This is a genomic window from Silvimonas terrae, from assembly GCF_014202765.1.
Lineage (GTDB): Bacteria > Pseudomonadota > Gammaproteobacteria > Burkholderiales > Chitinibacteraceae > Silvimonas > Silvimonas terrae.
Genome location: NZ_JACHHN010000009.1, coordinates 212846 through 228852 on the forward strand (window position 1 = coordinate 212846; position 16007 = coordinate 228852).

At 57.6% G+C, this 16007-nt stretch carries 14 protein-coding genes; 5 read left to right on the top strand and 9 right to left on the bottom strand.

All coding sequences use genetic code 11. The features are described from left to right. The first annotated feature begins 62 nt into the window (after positions 1–62). Positions 63–1853, top strand: coding sequence for a 2-isopropylmalate synthase (locus tag HNQ50_RS19090; protein ID WP_184102810.1), 1791 nt, complete (start codon positions 63–65; stop codon positions 1851–1853). A gap of 230 nt (positions 1854–2083) precedes the next feature. Here the strand turns inward: HNQ50_RS19090 and HNQ50_RS19095 are convergent, their stop codons facing one another. Together HNQ50_RS19095 and wrbA are read right to left on the bottom strand one after the other, a co-directional pair. Further along, complete coding sequence (locus HNQ50_RS19095) at positions 2084–2476, bottom strand: DUF2069 domain-containing protein (RefSeq protein ID WP_184102811.1); 393 nt, start codon at positions 2474–2476, stop codon at positions 2084–2086. Then, positions 2473–3069: an NAD(P)H:quinone oxidoreductase gene (gene wrbA, locus HNQ50_RS19100; protein ID WP_184102812.1), complete on the bottom strand. Its 597-nt coding sequence runs from the start codon at positions 3067–3069 to the stop codon at positions 2473–2475. The genes HNQ50_RS19095 and wrbA overlap by 4 nt, the downstream gene beginning before the upstream one ends. A gap of 154 nt (positions 3070–3223) precedes the next feature. Between wrbA and HNQ50_RS19105 the strand changes: the two genes are divergently transcribed. Beyond that, complete coding sequence (locus HNQ50_RS19105) at positions 3224–4471, top strand: YihY family inner membrane protein (RefSeq protein WP_184102813.1); 1248 nt, start codon at positions 3224–3226, stop codon at positions 4469–4471. Here HNQ50_RS19105 and aroB read toward each other — a convergent pair. From aroB to HNQ50_RS19140, 7 genes are all read right to left on the bottom strand, one after another. After that, the gene (aroB, locus tag HNQ50_RS19110; protein ID WP_184102814.1) at positions 4426–5532 is read right to left on the bottom strand and encodes a 3-dehydroquinate synthase; all 1107 of its coding nucleotides are present in this window, start codon (positions 5530–5532) and stop codon (positions 4426–4428) included. The two genes, HNQ50_RS19105 and aroB, sit on opposite strands and share 46 nt — an antisense overlap. Then, on the bottom strand, positions 5513–6052 hold the full coding sequence (locus HNQ50_RS19115; RefSeq protein ID WP_184102815.1) for a shikimate kinase: 540 nt from the start codon (positions 6050–6052) through the stop codon (positions 5513–5515). The genes aroB and HNQ50_RS19115 overlap by 20 nt, the downstream gene beginning before the upstream one ends. Positions 6053–6164: 112 nt before the next feature. Continuing rightward, the gene (locus tag HNQ50_RS19120) at positions 6165–8243 is read right to left on the bottom strand and encodes a type IV pilus secretin PilQ (RefSeq protein ID WP_184102816.1); all 2079 of its coding nucleotides are present in this window, start codon (positions 8241–8243) and stop codon (positions 6165–6167) included. After that, entirely contained in the window at positions 8240–8800 is a 561-nt protein-coding gene (locus HNQ50_RS19125; RefSeq protein WP_246428790.1) for a pilus assembly protein PilP, read from the bottom strand. Before HNQ50_RS19125 ends, HNQ50_RS19120 begins: the two co-directional genes overlap by 4 nt. Next, a complete protein-coding gene (locus tag HNQ50_RS19130) occupies positions 8797–9429 on the bottom strand; it encodes a type IV pilus inner membrane component PilO (protein ID WP_184102817.1) in 633 nt (210 codons plus the stop codon). Before HNQ50_RS19130 ends, HNQ50_RS19125 begins: the two co-directional genes overlap by 4 nt. After that, positions 9426–10031: a PilN domain-containing protein gene (locus HNQ50_RS19135; protein WP_184102818.1), complete on the bottom strand. Its 606-nt coding sequence runs from the start codon at positions 10029–10031 to the stop codon at positions 9426–9428. Before HNQ50_RS19135 ends, HNQ50_RS19130 begins: the two co-directional genes overlap by 4 nt. Then, entirely contained in the window at positions 10028–11056 is a 1029-nt protein-coding gene (locus tag HNQ50_RS19140; RefSeq protein WP_308419184.1) for a pilus assembly protein PilM, read from the bottom strand. Before HNQ50_RS19140 ends, HNQ50_RS19135 begins: the two co-directional genes overlap by 4 nt. A gap of 214 nt (positions 11057–11270) precedes the next feature. Here HNQ50_RS19140 and HNQ50_RS19145 point away from each other — a divergent pair, with 214 nt between their 5' ends. The 3 genes from HNQ50_RS19145 (at position 11271) to HNQ50_RS19155 (ending at position 15884) form a co-directional block, all read left to right on the top strand. Further along, positions 11271–13574: a penicillin-binding protein 1A gene (locus tag HNQ50_RS19145; protein ID WP_184102820.1), complete on the top strand. Its 2304-nt coding sequence runs from the start codon at positions 11271–11273 to the stop codon at positions 13572–13574. Between the two features lie 195 nt (positions 13575–13769). Continuing rightward, complete coding sequence (locus HNQ50_RS19150) at positions 13770–14378, top strand: nucleotidyltransferase family protein (protein ID WP_184102821.1); 609 nt, start codon at positions 13770–13772, stop codon at positions 14376–14378. A 48-nt stretch (positions 14379–14426) separates the two neighbouring features. Next, on the top strand, positions 14427–15884 hold the full coding sequence (locus tag HNQ50_RS19155; RefSeq protein ID WP_184102822.1) for an NAD(P)H-hydrate dehydratase: 1458 nt from the start codon (positions 14427–14429) through the stop codon (positions 15882–15884). The last annotated feature ends 123 nt before the right edge of the window (positions 15885–16007 follow it).

Sequence of the window (16007 nt, forward strand, 5' to 3'; positions counted from 1 at the left end):
TCGTTTGACCAAATGTCCACGACGTTTTATGCTTCAGACCAATATCCGGTCTGGAGCATGACATGTCAGTGGACATTGAACGTTTGATTGAGCAATTTGGCGGCCCCAGCGAGTTGGCCGACGCGCTCAACCGCCTCTTCCCTGATGATCCTGTTTCGCGCGCCGCCATCTACAAATGGCGCGAGCGCGGCAGCATGCCCCTCTCCGCACTGAACCGTATTTCCCGGCTTGCCGCCAGTCAGGGGCGCGCTTTCGACATCCAGTCGTTTTTTACCGGTGCAGACGCTGCACCGGCCACACGGAGCACACCGAATATGGGCGATCGTCTTTACATTTTCGACACCACCTTGCGTGACGGCGAGCAGTCTCCCGGCGCCTCGATGACCCGCGAAGAGAAAATCCGCATCGCCCGCCAACTGGAACGTCTGGGTGTTGACGTCATTGAAGCCGGCTTTGCCGCCGCCAGCCCGGGTGATGCCGAATCCATCCGCACCATTGCCGGCATCATCCGTGAATCCACGATCTGTTCGCTGGCCCGTGCCAACGAGCGTGATGTGCGCGCCGCTGGCGAAGCCATCTCGCCCGCCGCACGTGGCCGTGTACATACCTTTATTGCGACCAGCCCGATCCATATGGAAAAGAAGCTGCGCATGCATCCGGATCAGGTGGTCGAGGCCGCAATCAAGGCCGTGACGATTGCCCGCGAATACACGGATGACGTGGAATTTTCCGCCGAAGACGCGCTGCGTTCGGACCCGGTCTTCCTCGCCCGTATTTTTGGCGAAGTGATCAAGGCCGGCGCCCGTACCATCAACGTACCGGATACCGTCGGCTACGCCATTCCGCGTGTCACCGAAGCGTTTTTCCGTGATCTGATTGCCGCAACACCGGGTGGCGACAAGGTCATCTGGTCTGCCCATTGCCATGACGATCTGGGCATGTCCGTAGCCAACTCGCTGTCTGCGGTGCTGGGTGGCGCACGTCAGGTGGAATGCACCATCAACGGTCTGGGTGAGCGCGCAGGCAACGCCAGCCTGGAAGAAATCGTAATGGCGGTGAAAACCCGCAAGGATATCTTTGGCGTAGAAACCCGCATCGACGCGACTCAAATCGTGCCGGCGTCCAAGCTGGTTTCCACCATCACCGGTTACCCGGTACAGCCGAACAAGGCGATTGTGGGTGCCAACGCGTTTGCGCATGAATCCGGCATTCATCAGGACGGCGTGCTCAAGCACCGCGAAACCTACGAAATCATGAGCGCGGAATCGGTCGGCTGGACCACCAACCGCCTCACCCTGGGCAAGCTCTCTGGCCGGAACGCCTTCAAGACCAAGCTGACCGCACTGGGCATTGAACTGGCGAGCGAAGAAGCGCTGAACGCCGCATTTGCCCGCTTCAAGGATCTGGCCGATCGCAAGCGTGAAATCTTCGACGAAGACCTGCACGCACTGGTGTCAGATGAACTGGTCAACAAGGAACAGGAAACCTGGCGCCTGACCTCGCTCAAGATCGTGTCTGAAACCGGTGAAACGCCGAGTGCCACGCTGGTCATGAACGAGAACGGCAAAGAACACCGCGTGGAATGCGAGGGCGACGGCCCGATTGATGCCGCCTTCAAAGCCATTGAATCGATTGCCAATAGCGGCGCCGAACTGCAGTTGTATTCGGTCAACGCCATCACCCAGGGGACCGACAGCCAGGGTGAAGTGACGGTGCGTCTGTCCAAAGACGGCCGAGTGGTCAATGGTCAGGGCGCCGACACCGACATTCTGGTGGCCAGCGCCAAGGCTTATATCTCCGCTGTGAACAAATTACACGCCAATATCACACGTACGCATCCGCAACCCGTCTAAGCCGTTTATCGACGCATCGGTTCAATGAAAACGGCCCGCTGGGCGGGCCGTTTCCAGATATTGCGATGTTGCCGGATTTCTTCCTGCCCACAAGGCGGGACAGGCAAAGCTTTACCGAAAGCTTTGATACCCTCAACCGCAGGAAGCATCACTTCCCCGCAGGTTGAACGGCTCCGGCATTATTTTCCCTTCGCGCGTTAACCAGACAAACAGGCATCCGGCCTGTTTTTTTATGCGCTTTTTTCGGCGGCCTCGATTTCCGCTTCCAGTACGCTGGGGCGTGTCCATTTGGCATACCAGGCAATCGCCAGAAATGCGACGGTGGTCAGCAGCACTTCCAGCAGTGCCAGACGCTGGGACAAACCCGTGTCACTCCACGCCCGCGTCAGTCCTTCCGTCCACCACAGCAAGATGAACATGGACGACCATTGATAGGTGTAACGTCGACCGTGCAACAAGCCCCGCAGCGGCAGCAGCAACGGCACGGCCTTAAGGGCCAGCGACGAGCCGCCGGGCCGCAATGGTGCCAGCCATAGCTCCCAGGCCAGACACAACGCAATCAGCGCCAGCACACAGCCCACCGCCGTCCATTGCGCCCAGGCGCGTTTGGTGGCGGGCGTCATGCGGCGGCCAGTTTGAGCGCAATCTGCGCCAGCCGCTTACCCTGGGCCAGCGCCAGCGCACGTTCATGTTCGGAAATGGGCTTTTCACCACGTCCACCGGCAATATGGCTGACGCCATAGGGCGTGCCACCACTCTCGGTCGCAGAGAGGGCTTCTTCGGAATACGGCGTACCCACCATGATCATGCCGTGATGCAATAACGGAATCATCATCGTCAGTAGCGTGGCCTCGTTACCCCCGTGCATGGAGCCGGTGCTGGTAAACACGCTGGCGGGTTTGCCAACCAACAACCCGGAGAGCCAGGCGTTGATGGTGGAGTCCCAGAAATACTTCATCGGCGCGGCCATATTGCCAAAGCGTGTGGGGCAACCCACTGCAATGCCAATGCACTCGGTCAGGTCCTGCTCGCTTACATACGGGGCGCCGGATTCGGGCACGGCGGGCTCGGTGGCCTCGCACACGGTCGAAACACGCGGAACGGTGCGCAACCGGGCTTGCGCGCCGGGTACGGCTTCCACACCGCGGGCGATCAGTTGGGCAAGCTGGCGGGTAGCGCCATGCGTGCTGTAATACAGAACCAGAATGTCAGCCAAGGAAAACTCCAGCGAAGAATCAGGGGTTTCCGACACGCGTGAACTTCACCATGACGATGGCGAACCCGCGTAGCGGCGGTATGGTTAAACTCGCGTATTATAAATTCCCGCCGCCCCTTTGACGGCATCATTTCTGCAGGAACATTCAACGCACATGCGGCATTTTCTGGTGGCTCGACAGCAACTTCAAACCTGGCTGACCTTGCACTCCTGGCGCAGACTGTATGGCTTCATGCAGTTTGTCGGGCGCCGCCTGCTGGTAGACCGCTGCATGCAGACCGCCGGCAGCCTGACCTACACCACACTGCTGGCCATTATTCCGCTGTTTACCATTGCGCTGACGTTGTTCTCGGCGTTCCCGATGTTCAGCGATTACAGCAACCGCTTTCGCAACTTCATCGTGATCAACCTGGTGCCGGATGCCTCGTCCAAAGTCATCAGCGTGTATCTCAAACAGTTCTCTGACAACGCTGAAAAACTGACGGCGTTCGGTACGATCGGCCTGGCCGTAACCGCCTTGCTGCTGGTGTTCAATATCGAGAAATCCTTCAACCAGATCTGGGCGGTGCGCCGGCAGCGCAAACTGCTGACCCGGACGCTGATCTACTGGGCGGCGCTCACGCTGGGCCCGCTGGCGTTGGGGCTGAGTTTGACGATGACGTCCTGGTTCTACCATCGCGGCCTGATTGGTGGATTCCACATTTTTGACAGTACCGTGCGCATTGGGCCGACCATGGTGACGTTCGCCATGCTCAGCCTGATGTACAAGATGATCCCCAATTGCTATGTGCCACGCCGTCATGCCGTGGCTGCGGGCTTGCTGGTGGGGATTTTGCTGGAATTAATGAAGGGTTTGTTCGGCCTGTATATCAACGAGTTCGTGACCCTCAAACTGGTTTACGGCGCGTTTGCCAGCTTCCCGATCTTTTTGACCTGGCTGTATGTCTGCTGGGTGATTGTGCTGGGCGGCGCAGTGTTCTCAGCCAGTCTGTCGTACTGGCACGGCAATGCCTGGACCTGGCAAAGCCACGCTGGCACACGCTTTGAGCAGGCACTGCGTATCCTTGTTGAGCTTTCCCGTGCGCGTCATCGGGGCGAGATCATGCATATCGATGAGCTACGCCGGGCGGTCAGTCTGGGGCTGGACACTGCACACGGCCTGCTGGAACGCATGCTGGAAAAAGGCTGGGTAGAACAGGTGCGCGATGGCGCGTGGGTCTCGGCCATCTCCCTGCGGCATATCAAGCTGGTGGACGTGTTTGAGCACGTGGTGACACCGCTATACACACATGACGGCAAATATCTGGCCGAATTGATCGACCAGATGCGGATGACCCTGGATGAATCGCTGGAAGACTATGCGACGCGTGAAGCGGCCGCGTCGTCGCTGCAGCCGGCCTGAAGCGCAGCGGCAATGACTTCGGGCGAGAGCGTCCCCATGTACGACTCGCCCAGCTTGCGCATGATGATGAACTTGATCTGGCCGGCGTCGACTTTCTTGTCTTGCGCCATCAGAGCGGCATAGCGCTCGTACCCCAGCGCCGGGGCCATGGTTGGCAGGCCGGCGGCGTCCAGTAGCTTGATGATACGGGCGAGGTCAGCATCCGTGATCTGCCCCAGTTCATACGAGGCCCGCGCGGCCAGCACCATACCTGCGGCCACAGCTTCACCATGCAGCCAGGCGCCGTAACCCAGGCCGGTTTCAATGGCGTGACCAAAGGTATGACCCAGGTTCAACAGCGCACGCACACCGTGCTCTTTCTCATCTTCACCGACAATCCGCGCCTTGTTCTGGCAGCTGCGCTCTACGGCATAGGCCAGTGCATCGGTGTCGCGCCCCATCAGGCGTTCGATATTGGCTTCCAGCCATTCCAGAAAAGGCAGATCGTCGATGAGGCCATATTTGATGACTTCGGCCAGGCCAGCCGAATATTCGCGATCCGGCAAGGTATCGAGCGAGGCCAGATCAGCCAGTACCAACTGGGGCTGGTAGAACGAGCCAATCATGTTCTTGCCCAGCGGATGGTTGATGGCGGTCTTCCCCCCAACAGAGGAGTCCACCTGCGCCAGCAAGGTGGTCGGAATCTGGATAAACGGCACGCCGCGCTGATACACCGCGGCCGCAAAACCGGTCATATCGCCCACCACGCCACCGCCCAGGGCAATCAGCGTGGTCTTGCGTTCGGCACGTGCGGTCAGCAGTCCGTCAAAAATCAGGTTCAGCGTTTCCCAGGTTTTGTATTGCTCACCATCGGGCAGCACGATCGGAATGATCTGCACCCCTGCGGCTTCCAGCGCCTTTTGCAACGGCGCCAGATAGAGCGCGGCAACCGTGGTGTTGGTCACGATGGCGGCGCGCTTCTGGGGCAACAGCGCGGTCATGCGCTCCACTTGCGCCAAGAGACCCCGGCCAATCACGATGTCATAAGAATCCGGGCCGAGATCAAGCTTGACGGTGCGCATATGCTTTTTGTTCCAGTTGCTGCAAGAGTTGGTGGGTCAGATGCTGGACGGTCTGGCGGCTGGTATCAACGACCAGGTCTGCCACTTCGCGGTACAGCGGGTCGCGCGCTTCAAACAGTTCCGCCAGGCGCTGCTTGGGATTGGCAGTTTGCAATAACGGACGATTCTTGTCGTGCGCGGTGCGCAGATAAAGGTCATCCACACTGGCACGCAAGTAGATCACAAAGCCGCCGCGCCGCAGATTGGCACGATTTTCCGGATTGAGCACCGCGCCACCACCGGTCGCCAGCACAATGTCTTTCATGGCCACCAGTTCCGCGATCACATCGTGTTCGCGGCCGCGAAAACCCGTTTCGCCCTCCAGTTCAAAAATCGTGGGAATGCGTACACCAGTACGCGCCTCGATCTCATGATCCGAGTCGTAAAAGGTTTTGCCAGTCGCCCGCGCCAGCGCCCGACCGACTGTCGTTTTGCCGGCGCCCATCAGGCCGACAAGAAAGAAGTTGCCTGGGATTTTCATAATGATCAATTGTACAGAAGCCAGCCGGGCATGGCACGCGTCAGCCTGCGGCCGCTGACGTGGACAACAAAAAAGGAGAGCCGCGGCTCTCCTTTTTTGCAACCTGTGCGGTTTAACGCAGGGTCAGGTCAGACTGCAGAATCTTCGGTGTGATGAAGATCAGCAGTTCGGCACGGTTATCCGTATCAATCTTGTACTTGAACAAATTGCCAAGGATAGGGATATCGCCCAGCAGCGGGGTCTTGTTCTGCGAGTTGGTCAGCGTCTGGGTGTAGATACCACCGATCACAATCGTGCCGCCATTCTCGACCAGCACCTTGGTTTCGATGTGCTTGGTGTTGATGGCCGGACCGTTGCTGGTGTTCTGGCCCACGCTATCCTTGTTGACCTTCACGTCCATGATCACGTTGCCGTCTGGCGTGATCTGCGGCGTGACACGCAGCGACAGGGTGGCGTCCTTGAAGGCAATGGTCGTAGCCCCGTTCTGCGCGCTTTGCGAGTACGGAATCTGTTGACCGTCTTCAATCACCGCTTCCACCTGGTCAGCCGTCACCAGACGCGGGCTGGAGATAATCTTGCCTTTGCTGTCCGCTTCCAGTGCAGAGATTTCCAGACCCACCAGCCAGTTGGCGCTTGCTGCCACCAGGGCGAAGGTGGAGGCATTACCCACACCCAGACCCGTTGCCGGCAGGTTCACGTTCAACAGGTTGGTCGCATCGCTACCACCCAGCGTGGTGCCCGACGCAATATTGTTACCCGAGCTGGAGTTGATGTTGTTCAGGCTTGGCGCAGTTCCGATGGTGGTGCCGCCGGTGTGACCCAGTGCAGCCCAGCCCAGACGCGCACCCAGTTCACGGCTGAAGGTATCGGATGCTTCCACAATCCGTGCCTCAATCAACACCTGACGAACCGGAATATCCACCTTGTTGATAATGCCGCGAATCTGCTCCAGCTTGCTCGACACATCAGAGATGAACAGCGTGTTGGTGCGTTGATCCACCACGACACTACCGCGCTTGGACAGCATTTGCTGGCCGTCGGTGAGCATCTTCTTGATGTCGTCACCCTTCTGATACTTGAGCTGGAACGATTCGGTGCGGGTCGGCTCCAGATCGTCCGTTGCCTTTTGCACTTCGAATTGTTGCTTTTCCTTGTCGGCCAGTTCCTGGCGCGGGGCAATCCACAGCACATTGCCGCTGCGACGCTGATCCAGACCCTTGGCTTGCAGGATGATATCCAGCGCTTGATCCCACGGCACATCTTTCAGACGCAGCGTCAGGTTACCGTTGACCGTGTCAGAAGTAATGATGTTCAGCCCGGTGAACTCGGCAATCACTTGCAGTACCGTGCGGATTTCCACGTTCTGGAAGTTCAGCGAGAGTTTCTCACCCTTGTAAACCGGCTTGGCCTTGACGACCTTGTCATCATCAATCTTCTCACGCACTTCAACAATGAAGCGGTTTTCAGTCTGGTACGCGGAGTATTCCCAGTTGCCCTTGGGTTCGATCACCATGCGGGCGTTATCGCCCAGACTGAACGAATCCACCTTGACCACCGGAGTACCAAAGTCGGTCACATCCAGACGGCGCTCCAGCGGCTTGGGCAGCGTGGCTTTGGTGAAGTCCACCACCAGGCTCTTGCCTTGTGGCTTGATATCGATACCGACGTTGGGGTCAGACAGATCGACCACCAGACGACCTTCGCCATTCGGGCCGCGACGGAAATCGACCGCCTTGATCGACTGAGTCGTGGCGGAGGGCTTCACGTCGGCAAAGTGCACCGGGCGCGCTTCGCTGGAGACCGCAGACTGCGTGGAATCCAGGGTAATCAGATAGGTCTTGCCATCGACCTTGGTGGTGTAGCCAGCCTGCTTTTGCAGGTTCAGCACCACGCGGGTACGGCCGGAACCTTCCGCCAGGTTGATCAGGCGCAGTGCTGCGCCATTGACCTGAACCGTGCTCTTGCCCACTTGATTGCCGGTACCGGCAAAGTCAAAGGCAATACGCGGTGGTGTGTTGACCGAGAAGCTGGTCGGCGTCGGCACATCACCGCTGAAGGTCAGCTTGACCACCTGCTTTTCAGCAGAAATCGTCGTTACATCCACGGCGGTGATATCTGCCGCAAACGCCCACGACGCCACCAGCATGCCACTGGCCAGCAACGCTCGTTGCAGGAAAGATGCCTTGATCATTTCTTTTGCTCCGCCTCTTGCAGGGGAAGCGACGTGTCGCGCTCCACCCAGTCTCCACCACTGTCTTCGACGATTTCTTTCAGCTTCACTTCGGTATCGGTGATCGCCAGGATCTTGCCGAAGTTCTGCCCCATATAGTTACCGACCTTGACCCGGTACAAATTGCCGTCAGGCGCGTGCACCAATGCCTGTACCGTCTTGCCCTGCTGCAGCGTGCCGACAAACGTCAGCTTCTCAAGATCGTAGTTTTCCAGCGCTTCCTTGGGCCGGTTCTGATCCGGCGCCAGCGCGCTGTTGCTCTTTCTTGCCGCGTCCATCTTGTGGGGATTGAACGGATCGGCCATATCAAAGGCGTTGTAGGCAAATGGCGTGTACTGACGCGCTTCCGGCAGCGGCTCGATATGGCCGCGCATCCCTTCCGCGCGTTCGTGCATCCAGGCCTTCAGATCGCTGTTCTCGTCACCGAAGCAACCAGCCAGCATCAGTGCGAGCATCGACACCGCGAGGCCGCGCAGCATCATGCGTTTGTGCAGATGGTCCAAGCGAGGGTTACTCATTGCGTCCTCTTCTTCGCAGCAGTCTCAGCCTGATGCACCTGTTGTTGCTCCGCGTCGTCCAGCGCGCGGTAGGTCTTGATCACGGCCGACATACTCAGCGTATCGGGCGCCTTGGGCACCGTCAGTTCGATATTGGTCAGCGTCACAATGCGCGACAGTTGCGCAACATCGCTCACAAAGGCCGACAGATCGTGATAGCTACCAGTGATCTTGATGTTGATCGGCATTTCCGCAAATTCAGCGGTTTTGGTTTCGGTATCCGGTTTGAACAAATCAAACTGCAGACCACGCCCCACGCCAGCCTGGTTAATTTCAGTCAGCAACGTTTCCATTTCCGACTTGGTCGGCAACTGGCGCAACAACACACCGAACGATTGCTGAATTTCTGCCAGCTGCTGCTTGTAGGCTTCCAGGTTGGCCGCCTTCTGGGCTTTGTCCAGATACTGCGTCTTCAGCGCCTCTTCCTGCTGCTGCCCGGCAGCCAGTTGGTCCATCTGGTCACTCCACAACAGGAAGTAACCCAGCACCAGCACCAGCACTGCGACGACCACGACCAGACCAATCTGTGCCGCGCGTGGCCAGTTCCCCATATCCTTGGGGTCAAGGTTGCGCAATTCATCAAGCGTCATTTGGCACCTCCAGGCGCAGATGCAGCGTTACGTGCAGCCGCCGGGCCAGAAGCGTCATCCTTGGGACGCGCAATATGGACAACCAGGGTGAACTCGGACAAACGCTGGTTCCCCACCTGCGCCGACTTCACTTCAATCAGCGTCGGTTGCTCAAACACCGGCGAATCAGCCAGGTTGCGCATATAGGTGGAAACACGGGCATTGGACTGGGCGTAACCATTGAGGTTAAGCACCATATCGGTCTGCTTGACGTTCTTCAGGTAAATGCCTTCCGGCGTCTGCCGTGTCAGCTGATCCAGCACCTTCACGTCTTCAGAACGATTCGATTGCAGACGCTCAACCACTTTCTTGCGGTCCAGCAACTGCTGCTTTTCCTGCTTGAGCTTGTCGATCTCGGCAATCTGCTGATCGAGCTTGGCGTTTTCCTGAGTCAGGAACTGGTTGCGCTCGATCTGGGTATCAATGCGGGCCTGATAGTAAAAGTAAACCAGCGCCACAATTGCCGCGGCGGCAGCAAAAGCGACGCCCAGCATCGCCAGATACCGGTTGTGCCGCGCTTTGCGCGCTTCTTCCCGGTGCGGTAACAGGTTAATGCGGATCATGTCGGGTCAAACCTCCGCATGGCCAGACCACATGCGATCAACAAAGAAGGGGCATCCAGCTGGATTTGCTTGCCACGGACCTTGCCAGTGGCCATGCCGTAGAACGGGTTGGCGCGCATGGTGCTGGTGACCTGGGTACGGCTTGACACCGCATCATCAAGACCGTGAATGGCGCTGCAACCGCCGGCCAGCAAAATATGGTCGACCGTGTTGTAGTTGCTGGAGGTGTAGAAGAACTGCAAAGAACGGGAGATTTCCAGCGCCATGGTATCCATGAACGGCTGCAGCACTTCCGGCTCATAGTTTTCCGGCAGCCCACCTTGCTTCTTGGCGACTTCCGCGTCGTCCGAAGACATGTTGAACTTGCGCTGGATTTCCTGAGTCAGCTGATTGCCGGCGTAGGCTTGATCGCGACTGTAAATCGACTGGCCATCTTTGAAGATGTTCATGTGCATGGCGGTCGCGCCAATGTCCACCACGGCCACAATCTGGTTGTCACCGTTGTTGGGCAACTGCGGACGCATCAGCTCAAATGCCGCCTGGGTCGCGTAGGACTCTACGTCCACCACCAGCGCTTTGAGACCGGCCAGTTCAATGGCCGCCACACGCTCTTCCACCTTTTCCTTCTTGGCGGCAGCGATGAGCACCTCGTTTTCTTCCGGTACATTGGGCGCTGCGCCCAGTACCTGGAAGTCCAGGTTCACCTCATCGAGCGAAAACGGGATGTACTGGTTCGCTTCGGTTTCCACCTGCGTTTCCAGATCACGTTCAGAGAGCTCACCGGGCACCAGAATTTTCTTGGTGATGACGGACGCTGCCGGCAAGGCAATCGCCACGTTTTTCAACCGGGTGCCCATTTGCTTCCAGGCGCGGCGCACGGCTTCGCCCACTGCTTCCATGTTGGCAATGTTGCCGTCGGTTACAGCGTCTTTTGGCAATGGCTCGATCACATAGCGCTCAAGACTATAGTTGCGCCCGGTTTGACCCAGTTCGACCATCTTGACGGCCGAGGAGCTAATATCCACTCCGATCAACGGCGGCGCCTTTGGTTTGAGAAAGTCGAGATTCAACACAATTTCCTTTTAAAAACAGGAAAGTAGGATGGTAAGCTGTCAGAATGCGTGAAAATCCTAACAAGCTGCGGCCAGACCTGTAAAGAAGCGCCTGGTATTTACGTTTATTTTTGCAACAGGCTGCGTATATCTTAAAAACTTTGTAATGCGGCCATTAATGAACAAAATGACAAAACGAATTCTGTTTATTTGCCTCGGCATCTTCTCCGGCCTTATTCTTTTTGCCGTCGGTCTGGTCTTCTTTGCCGTCCTTCTGACCTATCCGCGATTACCCTCGCTTGAAGCATTAACCGAGTACCACCCTAAAATTCCGTTGCGTGTATATACCGCTGATCAGGTGTTAATCGGTGAATTCGGCGAAGAACGCCGCGCTTTCATCCCCATTGACCAGGTTCCCCTGGTCATGAAACAAGCCTTGCTGGCAGCGGAAGACGAACGCTTTTACCAGCACGGCGGTGTCGACTACATGGGCGTCATGCGCGCCATGGCAGGCAACATGATTCCTGGCCATGTCCAGTCTGGCGCCAGTACCATCACCATGCAGGTCGCCCGCAATTTTTATCTGTCCAACGAAAAAACATTAAGCCGTAAATTCAACGAAGCACTGCTTGCATTCAAAATTGAACACAATCTTTCCAAAGACCAGATTCTGGAACTTTATCTGAACCAGATTTATCTGGGCCAACGTGCATACGGTTTTGCTTCTGCTGCACAGACTTATTTCGGCAAAGACCTGAAACAATTAAATGTTGCCGAAGCCGCCATGCTGGCCGGCCTGCCCAAGGCTCCTTCGTCCTACAATCCAGTCGCCAATTTCAAACGCGCTACATTACGCCAGCAATATGTATTACGGCGCATGCATGAGCTGCATTTCATCACCGACGAACAGTACAACACAGCCCTGAACACCCCCCTCACCATCAAGCGTATGGTCCAGGATTTCCCGGTACACGCTGAATACGTAGCCGAATCGGTACGACAAATGATGTTCGACCGTTACAAGGATGCCGCGTATACCGCCGGATTCAAGGTTTACACGACGCTCGACAGCAAGAACCAGACAGCCGCGTATGTTGCCCTGCGAAAGGGCCTTGTCGATTACGACATCCGTCATGGATATCGGGGTCCTGAAGGCTTTATAGACCCAGAACTTTTCAATGCTGGTAATGAAGAAGCATTAGACGATGCAGTAGCTGACATCAAGGACTCTGATGAAGAACTGGCGGCGATCGTACAGAGTGCGTCGCCCAAGTTGGTCAAAGCCTGGCTCAAGGGGGGCGAGGTGATCACCATAGAGGGAGATGGACTGAAATTTGCACGTTTTGCGCTGACCGAGAAAGCCAACCCAACCGCACGGATTCGTCCCGGCGCCATCATTCGCGTGGTGAAGCAAGACAGTGGATGGGTGATCTCACAGTTGCCACAGGTGGAAGGCGCACTGGTCTCGATCGATAGCCAGAACGGCGCCGTCAAGGCTCTGGTCGGCGGCTATGACTTTAACCGCAACAATTTCAATCATGTCACCCAGGCCTGGCGGCAGCCGGGCTCCAGCTTCAAACCCTTTGTGTATTCGGCAGCGCTGGAAAAAGGCGTCACTCCGGCCACGCTGATCAATGACGCGCCCATCGTCATCAACCCGGATCAGGTGGGCGGGCAGAAATGGGAACCCAAAAACTACGATGGCAAGTACGAAGGCATGATGACCGTACGCAATGCGCTCACACACTCCAAAAATCTTGTGTCGATCCGCATTTTGCAATCCATCACACCGCCGTACGCACAGCAGTTTGATACGCGCTTTGGCTTTACGCCGCAGCAAAACCCCGCTTATCTGACCATGGCGCTGGGCGCGGGCAGCGTTACGCCACTGCAACTGGCGGAGGGTTATGCGGTGTTCTCCAACACCGGCTATCGCGTCTACTCCTGGTATGTCGACAAAATTGTCGATGGCCGTGGCAACCTGGTGGCACAAACCGCACCGCAGGTGGCAGGACAGAACGCCAAACGCACGCTGGAAGCACGCAATGCCTTTGTCATGACCAGCATGATGCAAGACGTGGTGCGTTATGGCACCGGCTCTAAAGCGCGGGTACTGGGCCGCACCGATCTTGCCGGCAAAACCGGGACCACTAACGATACGCATGATGCCTGGTTTGCCGGCTTCAATCCGGACGTCGTCACGGTGGCCTGGGTAGGCTTTGATCAACCTCGCTCGTTGGGCGGCTCAGAAACAGGGGGCGCAGCTGCACTGCCCATCTGGATCAACTACATGGGCAAGGCACTGGCCGACGTACCTGAGCGACAATACCCGGTGCCGGACGGCGTTGTGGCACAAACCATCCAGACCGAGAAAGGCGACCGCACTGAATATTTCTTTGCGGAATACACGCAAACCAACCCGGAACTGGGCCTGGGCAGCGGTTCGGTCGCATCCCAACCCCTGGACGAAATCAAAGACCTGTTATTTTAGGCAGTGCCGCACAAACCGGATTCGCGTAATTCCTCACAATGAATTACTGTTATGGAGGTAAGGGGCCGGAAACTCTGGCGCCTTACTCCCCCGAGACCTTTCCCGGAGGTTCCCACCCAGCGACAGCCTTGATCCTGCAGCCACAGACGGCAGCCCTGCCCGACCGACCTGACCGCCACCTGGAGAACCGCCATCATGGGTAAATCCTTTTCAGCCGATCGTCACACCCTGACCCTGCGTGCCGAAATTGCACACCACGCCGCTCGCCTGATCGCCGAAGATCATATGCACGACTTCGCACTGGCCAAGAAAAAAGCGGCCCGTCATCTGGGCGTGTCTGATGCGCACGTGCTGCCCTCCAATCAGGAAATCGAAGACGCGCTCGCCAGCTACCGCGCTATCTACCAACCGGAGCATGATGGCTGTTTGCAGGAATTACGGCACAAAGCCGTGACGGTCATGCGCTTGCTCCGCAGTTTCACGCCGTGGCTAACCGGGTCGGTACTCTCTGGCGTCGCCGGGGATCACTCCGATATCAATCTGCTCGTGTATACCGATGACCCCAAAAGCGTCGAGATTTTCTTGTTGAATGAGCGGATCGAATACCAGCATCTGGAGCCGCCACCGACACACCGCCACGCGCTCTACCCTACGCTGGCCTTCTGGTATGACGATACACAGATCAAGCTGTATGTCCGGCCCAGACTGGCCGAGCGGCAAAACCCGCGCCGGGAAGAAAAAGAACGGGCCAGCCTGGAAGACGTCCAGGCCTTGCTGGAACACGATCGCACCTTGATCTTCTGATCTCGTGCGAGCGGCCGCATTTGTTTTGACCTTGCCGGCTTCCTGATCATGACTCATGCCCTGTTTAACAGCACCACCACGCGCCACATCGAACAGACTCAGGTGGCTGCGGGTGCACAATTGATGGTGCGGGCCGGCCTTGCTGCTGCGCAGTGGGTAGCCACCCGCTACGCGCAGGACACTCGCATTGTGGTGCTGGTCGGCCCCGGCAACAACGGCGGTGATGGCCTGACGGTTGCTCGCCACCTCAAGGAAGGGGGTTATAAGGTCAAAGTGCATTATCTGGGCAGTACCAAAGCGGCATCTGCCCCCACCGCCCGCGCCCTGGAACTATGGCACCGGGCAGGCGGCACGCTCGATGATAGCTGGGACGAACAAGACGACCTGGTTATTGATGCGCTTTTTGGCATCGGCCTGAGCCGGGATGTGCCAGAGCCAGTCAGCGCCCTGTTCAAGCAGATCGAGAACAGCGGTCAGAAGGTGATTGCGCTGGATATTCCCAGTGGTCTGGATGCGGACACCGGCGCGGTACGCGGCGCGGCGCTGCACGCACAAACGACACTGACCTTTATTGGTGACAAACCGGGTCTGCATACGGCCCAGGGTCAGGATTACGCGGGTCAGGTATTAATCTTTGACCTGGATATCCCACCCAACGCGCTACCTGCCGGCGATCTGCAGCTCTATCAGCCCGAGACCTTGCCAGGCAGCTTGCAACGGCGCCAGGCCACTCACAAAGGCAGCTACGGGACAATTGGCATCGTGGGTGGTGCCCATGGTATGACAGGCGCACCGCTGCTTGCCGGCCGCGCCGCCCTGAAGCTAGGCGCAGGAAAAATCCGTGTTGGCTTGCTGGGTGCGGGCTTAGCGGTAGACCTGCTGGCACCGGAGCTCATGCTGGCGTCCGTCAACGACCTGATAAATCAGCCACACGACGTCTGGCTCGCTGGCCCCGGCCTCGGACAAAGCGATGCTGCGATTGAGGTGCTGCGCGTTCTCCTGCCCCGCCCAGAGCCGTTGGTGATCGATGCAGACGCCCTGAATTTGCTCGCCAGCCATACCGAGCTGGCCCAATTGTGCAAAGCACGAACGACGCCCGCCATTCTTACCCCACATCCGACAGAAGCAGCCCGATTGCTGGGGATAGCCACACCTGAAATCCAGCAAGACCGATTACGTGCGGCCAGTGCTTTGGCACAACGTTACGGATGCACCGTGGTGCTCAAGGGTTCCGGTACCGTGGTTTGCAATGGCAAGCACCTGACTATCAATGGATCAGGCAATGCAGCGCTGGCAGCTGCAGGCCAGGGAGACATTCTGGGTGGGATGATTGCTGCGCTGCTGGCCCAAGGCATGACCCCAGCAGAAGCGGCAAGGTTTGGCGTCTTTGTACATGGTGCTGCCGCCGATCTGTGGCGCCAGGAATTTACAGCCGCGATCGGGCTCACGGCCAGCGAGACCATAGACTACGCCCGCAAGGCACTCAATCGGCTGCCTTTGGCTTAGTGCCTCTGCAAAGAATTGCCAAGGCACGGCACAAAGCAAAACGCCCGTACAGTTGTCTGTACGGGCGTTCTAATGGGTGTCTGGCAATGTCCTACTTTCACACGGGTAATCCGCACTATCATC